Origin of the sequence: Streptomyces ardesiacus (genome assembly GCF_003112575.1) — a bacterium.
Lineage (GTDB): Bacteria > Actinomycetota > Actinomycetes > Streptomycetales > Streptomycetaceae > Streptomyces > Streptomyces ardesiacus.
In genome coordinates, this window is sequence record NZ_BEWC01000010.1 from 149,939 (window position 1) to 166,580 (window position 16,642).

14 protein-coding genes are annotated in these 16,642 nt (G+C 72.4%); 3 read left to right on the forward strand and 11 right to left on the reverse strand.

Features of this window, described 5'->3' with window-relative positions; translation table 11 throughout:
- Positions 1-16 precede the first annotated feature (16 nt).
- The 10 genes from Sdi02f_RS30630 to uvrC form a co-directional block, all read right to left on the reverse strand.
- Entirely contained in the window at positions 17-352 is a 336-nt protein-coding gene (locus tag Sdi02f_RS30630) for an RNA polymerase-binding protein RbpA (RefSeq protein WP_078856302.1), read from the reverse strand.
- Between the two features lie 225 nt (positions 353-577).
- Positions 578-814 carry a preprotein translocase subunit SecG gene (gene secG / locus Sdi02f_RS30635; RefSeq protein WP_078861418.1) on the reverse strand — a complete coding sequence of 79 codons (237 nt, stop codon included), beginning with the start codon at positions 812-814 and terminating at the stop codon, positions 578-580.
- A 101-nt stretch (positions 815-915) separates the two neighbouring features.
- A complete protein-coding gene (gene tpiA / locus Sdi02f_RS30640; RefSeq protein WP_030404554.1) occupies positions 916-1,692 on the reverse strand; it encodes a triose-phosphate isomerase in 777 nt (258 codons plus the stop codon).
- A 5-nt stretch (positions 1,693-1,697) separates the two neighbouring features.
- A complete protein-coding gene (locus Sdi02f_RS30645) occupies positions 1,698-2,909 on the reverse strand; it encodes a phosphoglycerate kinase (RefSeq protein WP_031083820.1) in 1,212 nt (403 codons plus the stop codon).
- A 134-nt stretch (positions 2,910-3,043) separates the two neighbouring features.
- A complete protein-coding gene (gene gap / locus Sdi02f_RS30650) occupies positions 3,044-4,054 on the reverse strand; it encodes a type I glyceraldehyde-3-phosphate dehydrogenase (protein WP_030404552.1) in 1,011 nt (336 codons plus the stop codon).
- A gap of 227 nt (positions 4,055-4,281) precedes the next feature.
- Positions 4,282-7,251 carry a M14 family metallopeptidase gene (locus tag Sdi02f_RS30655; protein WP_108934390.1) on the reverse strand — a complete coding sequence of 990 codons (2,970 nt, stop codon included), beginning with the start codon at positions 7,249-7,251 and terminating at the stop codon, positions 4,282-4,284.
- Positions 7,252-7,445: 194 nt separating this feature from the next.
- Positions 7,446-8,435, reverse strand: a complete 990-nt coding sequence (whiA, locus tag Sdi02f_RS30660) for a DNA-binding protein WhiA (protein ID WP_030404550.1) — start codon at positions 8,433-8,435, stop codon at positions 7,446-7,448.
- The gene (locus Sdi02f_RS30665) at positions 8,426-9,517 is read right to left on the reverse strand and encodes a gluconeogenesis factor YvcK family protein (protein WP_030404549.1); all 1,092 of its coding nucleotides are present in this window, start codon (positions 9,515-9,517) and stop codon (positions 8,426-8,428) included. Before Sdi02f_RS30665 ends, whiA begins: the two co-directional genes overlap by 10 nt.
- A 7-nt stretch (positions 9,518-9,524) precedes the next feature.
- Complete coding sequence (rapZ, locus tag Sdi02f_RS30670) at positions 9,525-10,568, reverse strand: RNase adapter RapZ (protein WP_055469496.1); 1,044 nt, start codon at positions 10,566-10,568, stop codon at positions 9,525-9,527.
- Complete coding sequence (uvrC, locus tag Sdi02f_RS30675) at positions 10,565-12,697, reverse strand: excinuclease ABC subunit UvrC (RefSeq protein WP_030404547.1); 2,133 nt, start codon at positions 12,695-12,697, stop codon at positions 10,565-10,567. The genes rapZ and uvrC overlap by 4 nt, the downstream gene beginning before the upstream one ends.
- A 367-nt stretch (positions 12,698-13,064) precedes the next feature.
- Here uvrC and Sdi02f_RS30680 point away from each other — a divergent pair, with 367 nt between their 5' ends.
- Positions 13,065-14,015, forward strand: a complete 951-nt coding sequence (locus Sdi02f_RS30680) for a hypothetical protein (protein ID WP_108934391.1) — start codon at positions 13,065-13,067, stop codon at positions 14,013-14,015.
- Between the two features lie 32 nt (positions 14,016-14,047).
- Here the strand turns inward: Sdi02f_RS30680 and Sdi02f_RS30685 are convergent, their stop codons facing one another.
- Entirely contained in the window at positions 14,048-14,473 is a 426-nt protein-coding gene (locus Sdi02f_RS30685) for a Rieske (2Fe-2S) protein (RefSeq protein ID WP_031083813.1), read from the reverse strand.
- A 215-nt stretch (positions 14,474-14,688) separates the two neighbouring features.
- On the opposite strand from Sdi02f_RS30685, the gene Sdi02f_RS30690 reads away from it, so the two are divergent.
- On the forward strand, positions 14,689-15,753 hold the full coding sequence (locus Sdi02f_RS30690; protein ID WP_053639173.1) for a LacI family DNA-binding transcriptional regulator: 1,065 nt from the start codon (positions 14,689-14,691) through the stop codon (positions 15,751-15,753).
- Entirely contained in the window at positions 15,734-16,642 is a 909-nt protein-coding gene (locus tag Sdi02f_RS30695) for a carbohydrate kinase family protein (RefSeq protein WP_030404543.1), read from the forward strand. The genes Sdi02f_RS30690 and Sdi02f_RS30695 overlap by 20 nt, the downstream gene beginning before the upstream one ends.

A 16,642-nucleotide genomic window follows, 5' to 3' on the forward strand; every position in this document is an offset into this window, starting at 1 on the left:
TCCGACGGAGGCGGAACTAGATCTCGCCGCGCAGCTTGGCGAGGGCCTCGGCGAGGATCGCCTCGCCGTCGGCGTCGCTGCGGCGCTCGCGCACGTAGGCGAGGTGGGTCTTGTAGGGCTCGGTGCGCGGCGGGTCCGGTGGGTTCTCGCGGTCCTGTCCGGCCGGGAAGCCGCAGCGCGGGCAGTCCCAGGTCTCCGGGACCTGGGCGTCGCTCGCGAAGCTCGGCTGTGTCTCGTGTCCGTTGGAGCACCAGAAGGAGATGCGCAGACGCGGCGCGGACTCGCCGCGCTCGGCCTCGCCCATCGGCCCCGCCCCGACCCGGCTTCCCCGGATCGCGTTGCCACTTGCCACGGTCGTAACTCCCTGCGTGATGGTGCCGCGAAGCGAGTCGGCGTTTCGCTTCGCTGCGAGCGCCTCAGTCTACGTAAGGCCCAACGCGCGTCCAGTGATTGGAGTTACAAGCTCCGATGCGCAGACGCAAGCCCCATGATAGGCCGCGCGGTGGAGCGCGTACCGGACATGGGGCTTTACGTGCGCGGGGTGCTGACGGGTCGGCGTGGCGGTCGACGCGACGGGTCAGCTGTTGGCCTTCATCAGCAGGCCGAGCACGACGATGCACGCGATCCAGAGCAGACCGACCACCACGGTGATCCGGTCGAGGTTGCGCTCGGCGACCGAGGAGCCGCCGACGGACGACTGCATGCCGCCACCGAACATGTCGGAGAGACCGCCGCCCTTGCCCTTGTGCATCAGCACCAGCAGCATCAGCAGCAGGCTGAAGACGATCAGGGCGATCGAGAACCCCAAAACCACGGCTGGACCAACTTCCTCGGATTCGGATGAACGACGGGGGCACGGTGACGGCAGGCCACCATGCCCCCGCAAGGGTACGACGTATCGCCGCTAGCGCATACTCACTGGTCGCGGAAGCGGACGATCTTGACGAACTCGTCGGCGTCCAGCGAGGCCCCACCGACCAGGGCGCCGTCGATGTCGGGCTTCGCCATGATCTCGGCGACGTTGCCGGACTTGACGGAGCCGCCGTACTGGATGCGGACCGTGTCGGCCAGCTCCTGGGAGTACAGCTCGGCGAGCTTGCCGCGGATCGCCGCGCAGACCTCCTGGGCGTCGTCGGCGCCGCAGACCTTGCCGGTGCCGATGGCCCACACGGGCTCGTAGGCGATCACGACGGTCTCGGCCTGCTCGGCCGGGAGGTCCTTCAGGCCGCCCTCGACCTGGGCGAGGGTGTGCTCGACGTGGTTGCCCGCCTCACGGACCTCCAGCTCCTCGCCGACGCACAGGATCGGGGTCAGGCCGTGCTTGTAGGCGGCCTTGACCTTGGCGTTCACGATCTCGTCGGTCTCGGCGTGGTACTGCCGGCGCTCGGAGTGGCCGACGGCCACGTACGCGCACTTCAGCTTGGCCAGCATCGGGCCCGAGATCTCGCCGGTGTAGGCGCCGCCGTCGTGCGCGGAGATGTCCTGGGCACCGTACTTGATCTTGAGCTTGTCCCCGTCGACCAGGGTCTGCACGGAGCGCAGGTCGGTGAAGGGGGCCAGGACGGCGACCTCGACGGCCTCGTAGTCCTTGTCCGCCAGGGCGAAGGCGAGCTTCTGGACGTGGGCGATGGCCTCGAGGTGGTTGAGGTTCATCTTCCAGTTGCCCGCCATCAGCGGCGTGCGGGTGGTCATCGGGGTCAGTCCTCCAGTGCGGCGAGGCCGGGGAGCGTCTTGCCCTCGAGGTATTCGAGGGAGGCGCCGCCGCCGGTCGAGATGTGGCCGAATGCGTTCTCGTCGAAGCCGAGCGTGCGCACGGCGGCGGCGGAGTCGCCGCCGCCGACCACGGTGAAGCCCGGGGCGTCGACGAGGGCCTGGGCGACCGCTTTGGTGCCCTCGGCGTAGTCGGGGTGCTCGAAGACGCCCATCGGGCCGTTCCAGAAGACGGTGGCGGCGTCGGCGAGCTTCGATGCGTACAGCTTGCGGGTCTCCGGACCGATGTCCAGGCCCTCCTGGTCGGCCGGGATGGCGTCCGCGGCGACGGTGGTGGGGTTGGCCGGGGCCTTGGTCTTCAGGTCCGGGAACTCGGCGGCGACCAGGACGTCGACGGGCAGGACCAGCTCGACGCCGTTCTTCTCGGCGCGCTCGATGTACTCCTTGACCGCCGGGATCTGGTCCTCCTGCAGCAGGGAGATGCCGACCTCGTGCCCCTGGGCCTTGAGGAAGGTGTACGCCATGCCGCCGCCGATGAGGAGCCGGTCGGCCTTGCCGAGGAGCTGGTCGATGACGGCGAGCTTGTCGGAGACCTTGGCACCGCCGAGGGCGACCACGTACGGGCGCCGCACGTCGTCGGTGAGCTTCTTCAGGACGCCGACCTCGGTGGCGATCAGGTACCCGGCGTAGTGCGGGAGCCGCTTCGGCAGGTCGAAGACCGAGGCGTGCTTGCGGTGCACCGCGCCGAAGCCGTCGCCGACGTAGACGTCCGCGAGGCCGGCCAGCCTGTCGGCGAAGGCGGCGCGCTCGGCGTCGTCCTTGCTGGTCTCGCCGGCGTTGAAGCGCAGGTTCTCGATGACGGCCACCTGGCCGTCGGCGAGGCCGGAGACGGCGGTCTCGGCGGAGGTGCCGACCGTGTCCTCGGCGAAGGCGACGTCGGCGCCGAGCAGTTCACCGAGGCGGGCGGCGGCCGGGGCGAGGGAGAAGGCGGGGTCCGGGGCGCCCTTGGGGCGGCCCAGGTGCGAGGCCACGATCACGCGGGCGCCCGCGTCGGCCAGCGCCTTGACGGTGGGCACCACGGCGCGGATGCGGCCGTCGTCGGTGATGGTGGTGCCGTCCAGCGGGACGTTCAGGTCGGCGCGGACGAAGACGCGCTTGCCCGCGACGCCTTCGGAGAGCAGTTCGTCGATCGTCTTCAAGAGGGCTCCTGGGTTCTCGGATCGCTCGTGATCCTACGAGGGCTGGTCGAGGCGGACGCGGCGCAGGGCCCGGACGGCGCGACCGTGCGCCGTCCGGGCCCTGCTGCCGCATCGAGGTGCCGTGCTGAAGTCGATCAGAGCTGGTTGCCGACGAAGACCGTGAGGTCGACGAGGCGGTTCGAGTAGCCCCACTCGTTGTCGTACCAGCCGAGGATCTTCACCGACTTGCCCTCCTGGACCATGGTCAGGGAGGAGTCGAAGGTGCAGGAGGCCGGGTCGCCGGTGATGTCCGAGGAGACGATCGCGTCCTCGGTGTAGAAGAGGATGCCCTTGAGGTCGCCGTCGTCGGCGGCCTTCTTGAACGCGGCGTTGACCTCGTCCTTGGTGACCTCGCGCTGGAGCTCCACGACGAGGTCGGTGGCCGAGCCGGTCGGGACCGGGACGCGCATCGCGATGCCGTCGAGCTTGCCCTTGAGCTGCGGCAGGACCAGCGCGGTGGCCTTGGCGGCGCCCGTGGTGGTCGGGATGATGTTCTCCGCGGCGGCACGGGCGCGGCGCAGGTCCTTGTGCGGGAAGTCCAGGATGCGCTGGTCGTTCGTGTACGCGTGGACCGTCGTCATCAGGCCCTTGACGATGCCGAAGTTCTCGTCGAGGACCTTCGCCATCGGCGCCACACAGTTGGTGGTGCAGGAGGCGTTGGAGATGACGTGATGGTTCGCCGGGTCGTACTTGTCCTGGTTGACGCCCATCACGATGGTGATGTCCTCGTCCTTGGCCGGGGCCGAGATGAGGACCTTCTTCGCGCCGCCCGCGATGTGCTTCTCGGCGTCGGCCTTCTTGGTGAAGATGCCGGTCGACTCGATCACGACGTCGACGCCCAGCTCGCCCCAGGGGATGTCGGCCGGGTTGCGCTCGGAGAGGACCTTGATGGTCTTGCCGCCGACGGTGATGGTGTCCTCGGTGTGCGTGACCTCCTGCTTGAGGCGGCCGAGGATGGTGTCGTACTTCAGCAGGTGGGCGGTGGTCGCGGTGTCACCCAGGTCGTTGACAGCCACGATCTCGATGTCCGCACCCTGCTCCAGCAGCGCGCGGAAGTAGTTACGACCGATGCGGCCAAAGCCGTTGATGCCTACGCGGATCGTCACGAACCGATCTCCTCGTTGGTACGCCGGCCCGATGTGCCGGCGAGCTGTATTTGGGATGTCCCCGACCACCTCCGACCCTACCTCTCCACGGCGGCGGGGGTGACATCGAGACGGCCCATACCCGGCAGGGCGGTCCGTACCCGTCAGTAGAGGTACGGACCGCCCCGGGCGACGGGGACCGATCACCCGATTTCGCTACACCGGTCCAGTCCCCCGCATACCGGAATTCACTCGTTCAGGGCACGCAGCGCCTGCCGGACCAGTGCCGCGCGGGCGGCCGGTTCGGCGAGGTGCTCCAGGCCGAAGCCGAGCAGCACGGTGTCGTCCGTGGTGACGGCGGCGTAGGTCTGGAACAGGGTTCCGGTGCGGGTCCAGTCCTTGAGGACGGCGGGGCTGCCCGCGGGCGGACCGGCGGCGCGCCAGGCGCCGAGCGAGGTCTCGAACCCCTCGGTCTGCGTCGCCGTGCCGCCGACGACCAGGGAGGCCTCGTCGGCGAGGACGCCGCGTCCGCCGCTGCCGGGGTCGGTGACGTACGCGATCGAGACGTCCACGGACTTCCCGGCGTAGGCACTCAGGTCGAACTCGGTCTGCTTCCAGCCGCCGGAGGAGCCGGTGAGGCTGTTCCAGCGGCCGGTGGTTCCGGTCGCGGCGCAGCCCTCGTCGGACAGGGTCAGGTAGTGCGCCAGCCAGGGGTGCCCGGCCAGGTAGAACCCGGCCGCGCACTCGGCGGGCACGGCCGTGCCGGTGGCGCCGTTCGCCTCGGGCAGCGTGGTCCAGTCGTCGGCACCGGTGGTGTGCGCCTCGACCAGGGCGTGGTCGTAGCCGCGCTCGGTGTCCCACAGCAGGTGGGTGCGGAGCGTGGGCCGGTCGGCGGCGGTGACGCCGGTGAGGTCCACGGTGCGGGTGAGGCGCTTGTAGGCGTCGTCGGTGTGGACGGCGGCGGCCATCCACTCCCCCGCGTAGGGCCCGTACGGGTTGACGGTCCCGTCGAACTTCCCGGCGCCCGCGCTCGCGAACTGCGGGTAGGTGCCGGGGTCGAGTTCGTCGGAGGTCACGCTGTAGGCGCCGGCGGCGTCCAGCGGGTTGCCGGGGGCGTCGCCGAGGGGGCCGCCCGTCCTGCGGAGCCCGCCGGAGCCGGTGAACCCGGTGGCGCCGGAGGTGGCGGTGCGGGTGTAGGCGCCCAGGTAGTACTGGCTGAAGTCGTCGGAGAGGGTGCCGCCGCCGAGGTCGACGTCGCCGCCGGCCTGCTCGCCCGCCTCGACGAGCTTGCCCCCTTCGTTGAGGAAGGCGCGCAGCTGGAGCTGGGTGGCGTTGCCGGGCACCGCGGCGCCGGTGTAGTGGACGACGGTGTCGAAGTGGCCGAGGACGCCGAGCGCGTCGGGGGTGCCCTGGGCGGCGACGTCCCAGACGGCGGCGCGGTGGCCGTTGGCCTTGAGCGCGTCCACGTACGTCTGCGTCTGCGTGGCCTTCGCGCCCTCCTCGGCGACGACGAGGACGTCGGCGCGGGGACGCTCGGCGACCGTGTACGTGAAGTGCCGGCTCTCGGTGCGCCTGCCGTGCCGGTCGTGGCCCCGCGGCGTCTCGCCGGAGAACCAGACCTCGACGCGGTCGCCGGGGGCGGCGCCCCTGACCTCGGCCCGGTACTCGTCGAAGTGGAGGTTGTCCTCACCGCCGTAGCGCTCACCGCCCCGCCAGGGCCGCAGTGCCGTCTCGTGCGTGCGTCCGCCGTTGACGCGGTACCTCAGTTCCTTGTCGCGCACGGACTTGCGGACGACGACGGAGACCTCCTGGCCGGCGCCGCGGGCGTAGGAGGTGGTGAAGGGGGCCGGGGTGAAGTCGGCGGCGTCCAGGCCGACCGAGGAGGAGGGCCGGTCGGGGTGGGCGGCGGTCTCGGCGACGGAGAGCGCGAAGGGGACGTTCTTGGCGAACTCCTGCTGGATCAGCTTCTCGTCGTCGGGGAAGGTGAAGCCCGACCGGCAGTCCCGCGCGTTCCACCGGTCGTCGGGGTCGGCGTCGGAGGCGGTCTGGCAGGTCGACATCTCCGGGGTGAACATCGCCATGCCGTTGACGTTGGCCGCGTGCCCGTCGGCCTCGCCGTTGGTCGTGTACAGCTCCGAGGAGACCTGCGGGTGGTAGCCGGGGATCGCGGAGTTGTCGGGGGTGCCGGCGAGCGCCTTGTAGAGGACGTCGTCCGGGGTGCCGGTGGCCACCTGCCAGCCGACGCCGTAGAGGAGGAGTTCGGCGGCGGAGTGGTAGTTGATGCCGTACGTGAAGCCGATCCGCTTCTGGAAGGCGTCCAGCGCCTTGGTCTCGGGCTCGGAGCCGGGGCTCGCGCCGCGGTAGGTCTCGCTGGTGGGATTGGGGGACGAGCCCTCGTCGTCGTAACCCCACTTGTAGGCGAAGTTGCGGTTGAGGTCGACGCCGTCGCCGGTGCCGATGGTGCCGTCGCCGTTGACGTCGCGGAGGTTCTTGCGCCACAGGCGGGTGTCGGCGCTCTCGAAGGTGTAGTCGTAGCCGTCGGGATTGGCCGACAGGACGAACCACAGCTCGGTGGAGTCGACGATCTTCCTGATCCGCCGGTCCTTCTCGTAGGTGTCCAGGTAGTGGTGCATCAGCCGCCGGGTCATCTCCGGGGTGATCCACTCGCGTGCGTGCTGGTTGGACATGTAGAGGACCGAGGGCCGGGAGCCGTCCTCGGACTTCTTCGCCTGCTTGGTGAGCTTGAGTGCCAGGATGTCCTGGCCCCGCACGGTCTTCCCGATGGAGACGACCTTGGTGAGACCGGGGTTCTCCCGTGCGGTGCGCAGGATCTCCTCGCGCAGACCGCCGCTGCCGCCGTAGGGGCGGAAGACGCCGTCGGCGGCGCTCGCGACGCGCTCGGCGGCCTGCGCGGACAGGGTGTGCTCGGTGAGGCCGACGCCCTGCTTCTCCAGCGCCGCGGCCTGCTTCTCGGTGAGGTGGAGCTCGACGGCGGCCGTACCGCGGCCGGGTACCCGCTCGCCGAGTTCGTGGCCGTCCTGGCCGGCCGCCAGCAGCAGGGGGACCTGCTCCCTGGTGACGTCGGCGCGGAAGACCTTCACTTCGTCCGCGTCCGGGGTGACCGGATCCGCGGGCTGTGCCCGGGCTGCGGGTGCGAAGCCCGCCGCGCCGATCAGGAGCGCGCCGACGGCGAGGATCGATCTCGCTCTTCGTCTCATGAAACCCCCTGGGTGGGGCCTGTCCGACAGGCCTGGGTCCGCCACGGCGGCGAACAGATGCCAGGCTCATGACAGCCCATGATCGAGTCAAGGGCGCGACAAGGACACGCGAAGAGCCGGTGCCGGTCACCCAAGTGGGTGACGGCACCGGCTCGTTGTCGCTGTGACGCGCGGCTGGGGCGCGGGCGGCGAGGTCAGCCGACGAGGTTGTCGGCCAGCTCCTCGCCGAGGTTGGCGTCCGTACCGGCGATGCCGAGGTCCGAGGCCCGCTTGTCGGCCATGGCCAGCAGGCGGCGGATGCGTCCGGCGACGGCGTCCTTGGTCAGCGGCGGGTCGGCGAGGGCGCCCAGCTCCTCCAGGGAGGCCTGCTTGTGCTCCATGCGGAGCCGGCCCGCGGCGGCGAGGTGCTCGGGAACGTCGTCGGCGAGGATCTCCAGGGCGCGCTGGACCCGGGCACCGGCGGCGACGGCCGCGCGGGCGGAGCGGCGCAGGTTGGCGTCGTCGAAGTTGGCGAGGCGGTTGGCGGTGGCGCGGACCTCGCGCCGCAGCCTGCGCTCCTCCCAGGCCAGCACCGAGTCGTGGGCGCCGAGCCGGGTGAGCAGGGCGCCGATCGCGTCGCCGTCGCGGACCACGACCCGGTCCACGCCGCGCACCTCGCGGGCCTTGGCGGGGATCGACAGCCGGCGGGCGGCGCCGACCAGGGCGAGCGCGGCCTCGGGCCCCGGGCAGGTCACCTCCAGGGAGGAGGAACGGCCGGGTTCGGTGAGCGAGCCGTGCGCCAGGAAGGCCCCGCGCCAGGCGGCCTCGGCGTCGCAGGTGGCCCCCGAGACCACCTGCGGCGGCAGGCCCCGGATCGGGCGGCCCCGGCCGTCCACCAGGCCGGTCTGCCGGGCCAGCTGGTCACCGCCGGCGACGACCCGGACGACGAAACGCGAACCGCGGCGCAGCCCGCCGGGCGCCATCACGATCAGCTCCGAGCTGTGCCCGAAGATCTCCAGGATGTCCTGCTTGAGCCGGCGGGCGGCCCGCGCGGTGTCCAGCTCCGCCTCGATCACGATGCGCCCGCTCACCAGGTGAAGGCCGCCGGCGAACCGCAGAACGGCGGAGACCTCCGCCTTCCTGCAGCAGGTCCGGGTGACGGGGAGCCGGGAGATCTCGTCCTTCACCGCTGCCGTCATCGCCATGGGCCGATCCTTCCATGCATCCGAAAAATACGGTCGTACGCGGCGGCCAGCAGCTCCGGGTCGTGCCTCGGGGTCCCGTCGGTCCGGGCAACCGGAGCCAGTTCGACCGCGGCGCCGAACCCTTTCGCGGCGTCGGTCAGCGAGTCACGGTCGGGCACGGCGGCCTCGTCGGCCAGCACCACGTCCAGGGCGAGTTTAGGGGCGTGTCGTCCCAAAACCTCCAAATGACGCTGCGGGGAGAAGCCCTCAGTTTCTCCGGGCTGCGGTGCGAGGTTCAGCGAGAGCACCCGGCGCGCCTTCGTCTCGACCAGCGCGTCCAGCAGATCGGGCACGAGCAGGTGCGGGATGACCGAGGAGAACCAGGAGCCGGGGCCCAGCACCACCCAGTCGGCGTCCAGGACGGCGTCGACCGCCTCGGGCACGGCCGGCGGGTCGCTGGGCACCAGGTGCACGGACTGCACCTCGCCGGGCGTGAGCGCCACGGTCGCCTGCCCCCGTACGGTGTCCACCGCGTCGGGCCGCTCCGGGTCGTGGCCCCTGACCAGGGCCTGGAGCTCCAGCGGGACGGCGGACATGGGCAGCACCCGCCCGTGCGCGCCGAGCAGCTTGCCCACCAGGTCCAGCGCCTGGACGTGGTCGCCGAGCTGCTCCCACAGGGCGACGATCAGCAGATTGCCGACCGCGTGTTCGTGCAGGTCGCCCTGGGACTGGAAGCGGTGCTGGATGACGCGGGCCCAGGTCTGGCCCCAGTCGTCGTCCCCGCACAGCGCGGCCAGCGCCTTGCGCAGGTCGCCGGGCGGCAGGACGCCCAGCTCGTCGCGCAGGCGTCCGCTGGAGCCGCCGTCGTCGGCGACGGTGACGACGGCGGTGAGGTCGCCGGTGATCCGGCGCAGCGCGGCGAGCGAGGCGGACAGGCCCATGCCGCCGCCGAGCGCGACGACCTTGGGCTGGGCGCCCCGGCGGCGCGGCTTGGCGCCGCGCGTCTGTTCGGGCCGGGCGGCGCGGGCGTCGGCGGGTCTGCCGCCGCGTCCCTCGGGCACCACCCGGCGCAGCCGGCTCAGCCGCGGAGTGCGTCCTGTCATTGCCCTGTCATTCCCGTCCCATGTCCCGGTGGACGACCACCGTCTCCACGCCCTCGGCGGCGAGCCGGGCGGCGAGCTTCTCCGACATGGCCACGGACCGGTGCTTGCCGCCGGTGCAGCCGACGGCGACGGTCACATAGCGCTTGCCCTCCCGACGGTAGCCCGCGGCGATCAGCTGGAGCAGCTCGGCGTAGCGGTCGAGGAACTCCTTGGCCCCGGGCTGGTTGAGGACGTAGCTCGACACCTCCTCGTTGAGGCCGGTGAAGGGGCGCAGCTCCGGGACCCAGTGCGGGTTGGGCAGGAAGCGCATGTCGACGACGAGGTCGGCGTCGACCGGGAGGCCGTACTTGAAGCCGAAGGACATCACCGTGGCCCGCAGCTCGGGCTCCTCCTCGCCGGCGAACTGGGCGTCCATCTTGGCGCGCAGCTCGTGCACGTTGAGGCTGGAGGTGTCGATCACCAGGTCGGCGTCGCCGCGCAGCTCGCGCAGCAGCTCGCGCTCGGCGGCGATGCCGTCGACGATGCGGCCGTCGCCCTGGAGGGGGTGCGGGCGGCGCACCGACTCGAAGCGGCGCACCAGGGCGTCGTCGGAGGACTCCAGGAAGACGATCCGGCGGGTGACGCCGCGGGCGTCGAGGTCCGCGAGGGACTCGCGCAGGTTGTCGAAGAAGCGCCGGCCGCGGACGTCCACGACGACCGCGATGCGCGCCACGTTGCCCTGGGAGCGGGCGCCGAGCTCCACCATGGTGGGGATCAGCGCGGGCGGCAGGTTGTCGACGACGAACCAGCCGAGGTCCTCCAGACACTTCGCTGCCGTCGAGCGGCCGGCCCCGGACATGCCGGAGATGATCACCAGCTCGGGGATGGCCGCCTCGTGCGCCCCGGCTGTTTCCTTGCCCGTACTCACCTGTGCTCCGTCGTCGCGGGTCTGTTCTCGTTCGCCTGTGCGCTGCGGCTGTTCCCGATCGGCTGTGTGCTGCGGCTGTTCCCGTTCGGGTGCGTGCTGCGGCTGTTCTCGTTCCGCTGCGGGCCGTGCCTCGTGCTCGGTCATCTCTCCTGCCCCCGTCGTTCGTCCGGGGTGCCCGCGGACACGGGCTCCCCCGGGGCATCCGTCGTCGTCTCGGGTGCCCCGTCCTCGTCATCCATGATCTCTCCGGTCGCCGTGTTCACGGCGGGCCCGGCCGGGGTGGCCCCGGCGAGGGCGGCGGCGACGGTCTCGGCCGTCTTGCGGCCTATGCCGGGCACCTCGCAGATCTGGTCGATCGTCGCCGCCCGCAGCCTCTTCACGGAACCGAAGTGCTTGATCAGCGCCTGTTTGCGGGTCTCCCCCAGGCCGGGCACGTCGTCCAGCGGGCCCGCGCGGAAGCGCTTGGCGCGCTTGGCGCGCTGGTAGGTGATCGCGAAGCGGTGGGCCTCGTCGCGGACCCGCTGCAGCAGGTAGAGGCCCTCGCTGGTGCGGGGCAGGACGACCGGGTCGTCCTCGCGCGGCAGCCAGACCTCCTCGAGGCGCTTGGCCAGACCGCACACGGCGATGTCGTCGATGCCCAGCTCGTCCAGCGCCCGCTGTGCGGCCGCGACCTGGGGCTGCCCGCCGTCGACGACGACGAGCTGAGGCGGGTAGGCGAACCGCTTGGGCCGGCCGTCGTCGTCCTTGAGCGCCGGGCCGTGAGTGAGTGCCTCGCCGTCGTCCGGGGCGCCCGGCCCGGCCACGACGGCTTCGCCGCCCGGGTGCCGCCCGCCGTCGGTGAGTTCCTCGCCGTCCGCCCACTCGCCGGTCTTCTCCTTCTCGGCGAGGTAGCGGCGGAAGCGACGGGTGATGACCTCGTGCATGGAACGGACGTCGTCCTGTCCCTCGAAGCCCTTGATCTGGAACCGCCGGTATTCGCTCTTCCGGGCCAGCCCGTCCTCGAAGACGACCATGGAGGCGACGACGTCGTCGCCCTGGAGGTGGGAGATGTCGTAGCACTCGATGCGCAGCGGGGCGCTGTCGAGGTCGAGGGCCTCGGCGATCTCCTCCAGCGCGCGCGAGCGCGTCGTCAGGTCGGAGGCGCGCTTGGTCTTGTGCAGGACCAGGGCCTGCTGGGCGTTGCGCTGGACGGTCTCCATCAGCGCCTTCTTGTCGCCGCGCTGAGGGATGCGCAGCGACACGCCCGACCCGCGGCGCCCGGTCAGCCACTGCTGGACGGGCTCGACCGGGTCCGGCAGGGCGGGGACCAGGACCTCCTTGGGCACGGCGTCCCCGCTCTCCTCGCCGTACAACTGCTGGAGGGCGTGCTCGACGAGCGCACCGGTGGTGATCTCCTCCACCTTGTCGGTGACCCAGCCGCGCTGACCGCGCACGCGTCCGCCGCGCACGTGGAAGATCTGGACGGCGGCCTCCAGTTCGTCCTCGGCGACCGCGATCAGGTCGGCGTCGGTGGCGTCGGCGAGCACCACCGCGCTCTTCTCCATGGCCTTCTTCAGGGCCCCGATGTCGTCCCGCAGGCGCGCCGCCCGCTCGTACTCCATGTCCTCCGCGGCCTCGGCCATCTGCCGCTCCAGGCGGCGCAGGTAGGTGCCGGTGCGCCCGGCCATGAAGTCGCAGAACTCGTCGGCCAGGTCCCAGTGGTCCTCGGGCGTGATCCGGCCGACGCAGGGGGCGGAGCACTTGCCGATGTAGCCGAGCAGGCAGGGGCGACCGGTGCGGGCGGCGTTCTTGAAGACGCCCGCGGAGCAGGTGCGCACCGGGAAGACGCGCAGCAGGAGGTCGACCGTGTCGCGGATCGCCCAGGCGTGCCCGTACGGCCCGAAGTAGCGCACGCCCTTCTTCTTGTGGCCGCGCATCACCTGGACGCGCGGGAACTCCTCGTTCATCGTCACGGCGAGGTACGGGTAGCTCTTGTCGTCGCGGTACTTGACGTTGAACCTGGGGTCGTACTCCTTGATCCAGGAGTACTCCAGTTGCAGCGCCTCGACCTCCGTGGACACCACCGTCCACTCCACGGACGCGGCCGTGGTGACCATCGTGCGGGTGCGCGGGTGCAGGTGCGCCAGGTCCTGGAAGTAGTTGGCCAGGCGCTGGCGCAGGCTCTTCGCCTTTCCGACGTAGATCACCCGGCGGTGCTCGTCACGGAACCTGTACACCCCCGGGGAGTCCGGGATCTCACCCGGCCTGGGGCGGTAGCTGGAGGGGTCGGCCATGACTCACACCCTACTGGCGCGGACCGACACCGCGGCGGGGCTGTGGACGACGGCCCGGGCCCCTGTGGACGGCCGGCGGGGGCGGCCGCAGACCGCCGGAGAGGGGGCCGGGGAAGACGGTGCGGGGCCGGTCGGTCACGGCGGGTGGCGCCCACGGGGGCGGGGCGGTGCGTTCTCGGCCAGGAGTCCATGACGGTGGGCGTCAGGTGTTGTCGGGGCTGGATCAACACGCTTCAATGCGGAGGGACTCGGGGCCCGAAGCGCGGTGCCCGGACGTGAAGACTCCTGCGCCGCGACCGGGGGCGGCCCCGGGCGCCCGTACGGACGGTCTGACCAGCCGCCGTGAACTTCACAGAAGGGCCCCTGCATGCCGCACGCCGCACAGCACGCGGACGCCGCCACGGCGCAACTCGACTCGGCCCTGCGCGGCGGCCCGTTCCACGTCGCCCTGCGTGCGGCGATCGCCGCGCGCGGCCTGCCGCTGCAGCGCGTGCAGCACCATCTGTCGCGCCACGGTGTGAAGGTGGGCGTCACGAGTCTGAGCTACTGGCAGCAGGGGGCCCGGCGCCCGCAGCGTCCCGAGTCCCTGCGGGCCGTGCGGGCCCTGGAGGAGATACTCCAGTTGCCCGAGGAGTCGCTGATCCGCCTGCTCGCCGAGGCCGAGGAACAGACACCGGGCCGGCGGCCCGCCGGCCGCTCCTACCGCGCCCACCTGGCGGCCTCGGGTGTCCTGGACGGGCTGCTGACCGAACTGGGGTGCCCGTCGCCGGACGGCGGGATGCACACCCTCGGGCACCACGAGCGGGTCCGCGTCGGGCCCGGCCGTGAGCTGGCGGGACGCGAGTCGCACCTCATCGTCCGCGCCCACCGCGACGGCGTCGACCGCTTCCTCGCCGTCCACCACGGCGATCCGGGATGCGTCCCCGCGCGGATGACCGTCCACGCCCTGGAGAACTGCCGCACCGGACGGGTGCGCGTCCACCACGAGACCGGTCTGCTCGTGACCGAGCTGCTCTTCGACGCACGGCTGGCGGCGGGCGACACGCACCTCTTCCGCTACGGCGTCGAGGACGGCACGGCGGGTGTGTCGCGCGAGTACGTCCGCGGGTTCGGCACGGCGGGCGGGCAGTACGCGCTGCAGGTCCGCTTCGACGCCGCGGCCCTTCCGGTGCGCTGCCACCGGTTCACGCAGCACTCCCCGGCGGCGCCGCGCGGCGGCCGGCAGGAGCTGGCGCTGAGCGGACGGCACCACTCGGTGCACCTCGTGGAGCCGCGGGTCAGGCCGGGCATGCAGGGGATCGGCTGGGACTGGGAGTAGGGGCCCCGGGGGCAGGGACGCGGCCCCACCGCTCAGGTGCCCGGGCTCGCGACGATCCGGCCCTGCTTCACCTCGACGGGCAGTTCGACGAGCGGCACGGTCGCCGGGGCGTGCAGCACCTCGCCGGTGCGGGCGTCGAACTCGCTGCCGTGGCAGTTGCAGACGAGCTTGGTCCCCTCCAGCTTCTTGATGGGGCACCCCGCGTGCGTGCACACCGTGCTGAACGCCTTCAGGGAGCCGTCCTGCGCGCGGGTGACCACCACGTTCCCGTCCGGGAAGAGCTTGGTCGCGCCCTTGGCGACCTCTCCGTCCGCGCCGAGGTCCACGGGCGCGGTCGGCCGGGCCGGGGCGGCGCCGTCGTCGCCCGGGGAGCAGGCGGCCAGGCCGAGTCCGGCGACGGGCGTGGCGGCCACCGAACGCAGGACGGTACGGCGGCTGGGGGCGGGGCGGCCGGGCATGGGGTCTCCACTGGTCGGGGCGGGGCGTGAGCGGGGATGCGCTGCAGGGCGACGATATCCGGGGGGCGGGCTGCCCCGGGGGCCGGGTCGTCGTTGAGGGCGGGTCGTCGCCGGTCCGCGTAAACGCTTGCGCAAGCGTTTACGCGGCCACGGGGCATGGGGTACGGTCCGGCCGGGAGCACGACCGCCGGTCAAGCGGGGCGAAGGAGGGCGCGGTGGCGACCATGGCCGATGTGGCGCGGAGCGCCGGGGTCTCCGTGGCGACGGTCTCGCACGTGCTCAACGACACCCGCCCGGTGCTCCCGCACACCCGCCAGGCGGTGCTCGACGCCGTCGAGGAACTGGGCTACACCCCGAACTCCCTGGCCCGCTCCCTGGTGACCTCCCGCACCCGTTCCATCGGGCTCGCGGTGTCCGCGATCAGCAACCCGTACTTCACGGAGATCCTGCAGGGCGTCGAGGCCAGTGCCCTGGAGCACGGATACGGCCTGCTCATCGCCGATCCGCACGACGACCCCGGCCACGAACGCAAGGCCGTCCAGCTCCTGCACGAGCGGCGCGTGGACGGCATGATCGTCGCCCCCTCCGCCGAGCCCGGGGACCTGGTCGCCTACCTCACGCGCCACCGGGTGCCGGCCGTGTTCCTCGACCGGATCGTGGACGCGCCGGAGGCCGGGGACGCCCCGCGCTTCGACCAGGTCTGTGCCGAGGGCGCCGAGCCGACGACCGGACTGGTGGGCCATCTCGCCGGGCTGGGCCACCGCCGGATCGGCCTGGTCGCGGGCCGGCCGGGGCTCAGCACGACCAGCGAGCGGATCACCGGCTACCGGCACGGACTCGCCGCCGCCGGGCTGCCCTTCGACGAGCGGCTGCTGGTCCACGGCGACTCCGAGGCGGCCGGCGGCGAACGGGCGACGGCGGAACTGCTGTCCCTGGCGGTGCCGCCCACCGCGCTGGTCACCGCGAACAACGCCATGACCATCGGCGCCCTGCGCGCCCTGCGCGAGCGGGACCTGTCCGTGCCCGGCGACCTCGCGCTGTGCTGCTTCGACGACTTCGCCTGGGCCGACCTCTTCTCGCCCCGGCTCACCGCCGTCGCCCAGCCCAGCAGGGACATCGGCGCGCACGCCGTGCGGCTGCTCCTGGACCGCCTCGCCGCGCCGGACCGGCCCGCGCGGACCGTACGGCTGCCCTGTTCCTTCGTCCACCGCACCTCCTGCGGCTGCGCCGAGCAGCCCGGGCCCGAGAAAGGACCCTCCCGTGATCGTCGTCGCCGGTGAGGCACTGATCGACCTGGTACCGCAGGGCACGGGCGCCCTCGCCGCGCTGCGGCCCGCGCTCGGCGGCGGTCCGTACAACACCGCCGTCGCCCTGGGCCGGCTCGGCTCGCCCGTCGCCTTCTGCTCACGGGTGTCGTACGACGCCTTCGGCGAGGCGCTGCTCGACCGGCTGCGCGAGACCGGCGTGGACGTCTCACCGGTGCAGCGCGGTTCCGAGCCGACGACCCTCGCCGTGGCCTCGCTCGACGCGGACGGCTCGGCCGCGTACTCGTTCTACGTGGACGGGACGGCCGACCGGCTGTTCGCGCTGCCCGCCGCGCTGCCGCCCGGCACGCGGGCCGTCTCCTTCGGGACCTGTTCGCTGGTGCTGGAGCCGGGCGCCGGCGCCTACGAGGCGCTGCTGCGCGAGACAGCCGCGCGGGGCGTGTTCACGGCGCTGGACCCGAACATCCGGGCCGGACTGATCGCGGACCCGGACGCCTACCGGGCCCGTTTCAAGAGCTGGCTGCCGTCGGTGTCGCTGCTGAAGCTGTCCGCCGAGGACGCCGAGTGGCTCGGCGGCACACCCCGGGAGTGGCTCGCGGCGGGCCCGGCCGCGGTCGTGGTGACCCGGGGCGGCGACGGCCTGACGGCGTTCACCCGCGACGGGGGCGCGTACTCGGTGCCGGGCGAGCGCGTCGAGGTGGTGGACACGATCGGTGCGGGCGACACGGTGAACGCGGCCCTGCTGCACGGCCTCGCGGCACGGGGCGCCCTCGACGAGGCGGCCTTGACCGCTCTGGGGCCGGAGGGCTGGTCGGGGCTGCTGGGCTTCGCCGCCCGCGCGGCTGCGGTCACCTGCTCGCGCGCGGGCGCGGAACCGCCGTACGCCCGCGAAGTCGCCCTCTGA

Excerpts from the sequence above, each read along its gene's own strand:
- tpiA (WP_030404554.1), bottom strand. The coding sequence starts at position 1,692 with ATGACCACCCGCACGCCGCTGATGGCGGGCAACTGGAAGATGAACCTC.
- Sdi02f_RS30655 (WP_108934390.1), bottom strand. The coding sequence starts at position 7,251 with ATGAGACGAAGAGCGAGATCGATCCTCGCCGTCGGCGCGCTCCTGATC.
- whiA (WP_030404550.1), bottom strand. The coding sequence starts at position 8,435 with ATGGCGATGACGGCAGCGGTGAAGGACGAGATCTCCCGGCTCCCCGTC.
- Sdi02f_RS30665 (WP_030404549.1), bottom strand. The coding sequence starts at position 9,517 with ATGACAGGACGCACTCCGCGGCTGAGCCGGCTGCGCCGGGTGGTGCCC.
- rapZ (WP_055469496.1), bottom strand. The coding sequence starts at position 10,568 with ATGACCGAGCACGAGGCACGGCCCGCAGCGGAACGAGAACAGCCGCAG.
- uvrC (WP_030404547.1), bottom strand. The coding sequence starts at position 12,697 with ATGGCCGACCCCTCCAGCTACCGCCCCAGGCCGGGTGAGATCCCGGAC.
- Sdi02f_RS30680 (WP_108934391.1), top strand. The coding sequence starts at position 13,065 with ATGCCGCACGCCGCACAGCACGCGGACGCCGCCACGGCGCAACTCGAC.
- Sdi02f_RS30685 (WP_031083813.1), bottom strand. The coding sequence starts at position 14,473 with ATGCCCGGCCGCCCCGCCCCCAGCCGCCGTACCGTCCTGCGTTCGGTG.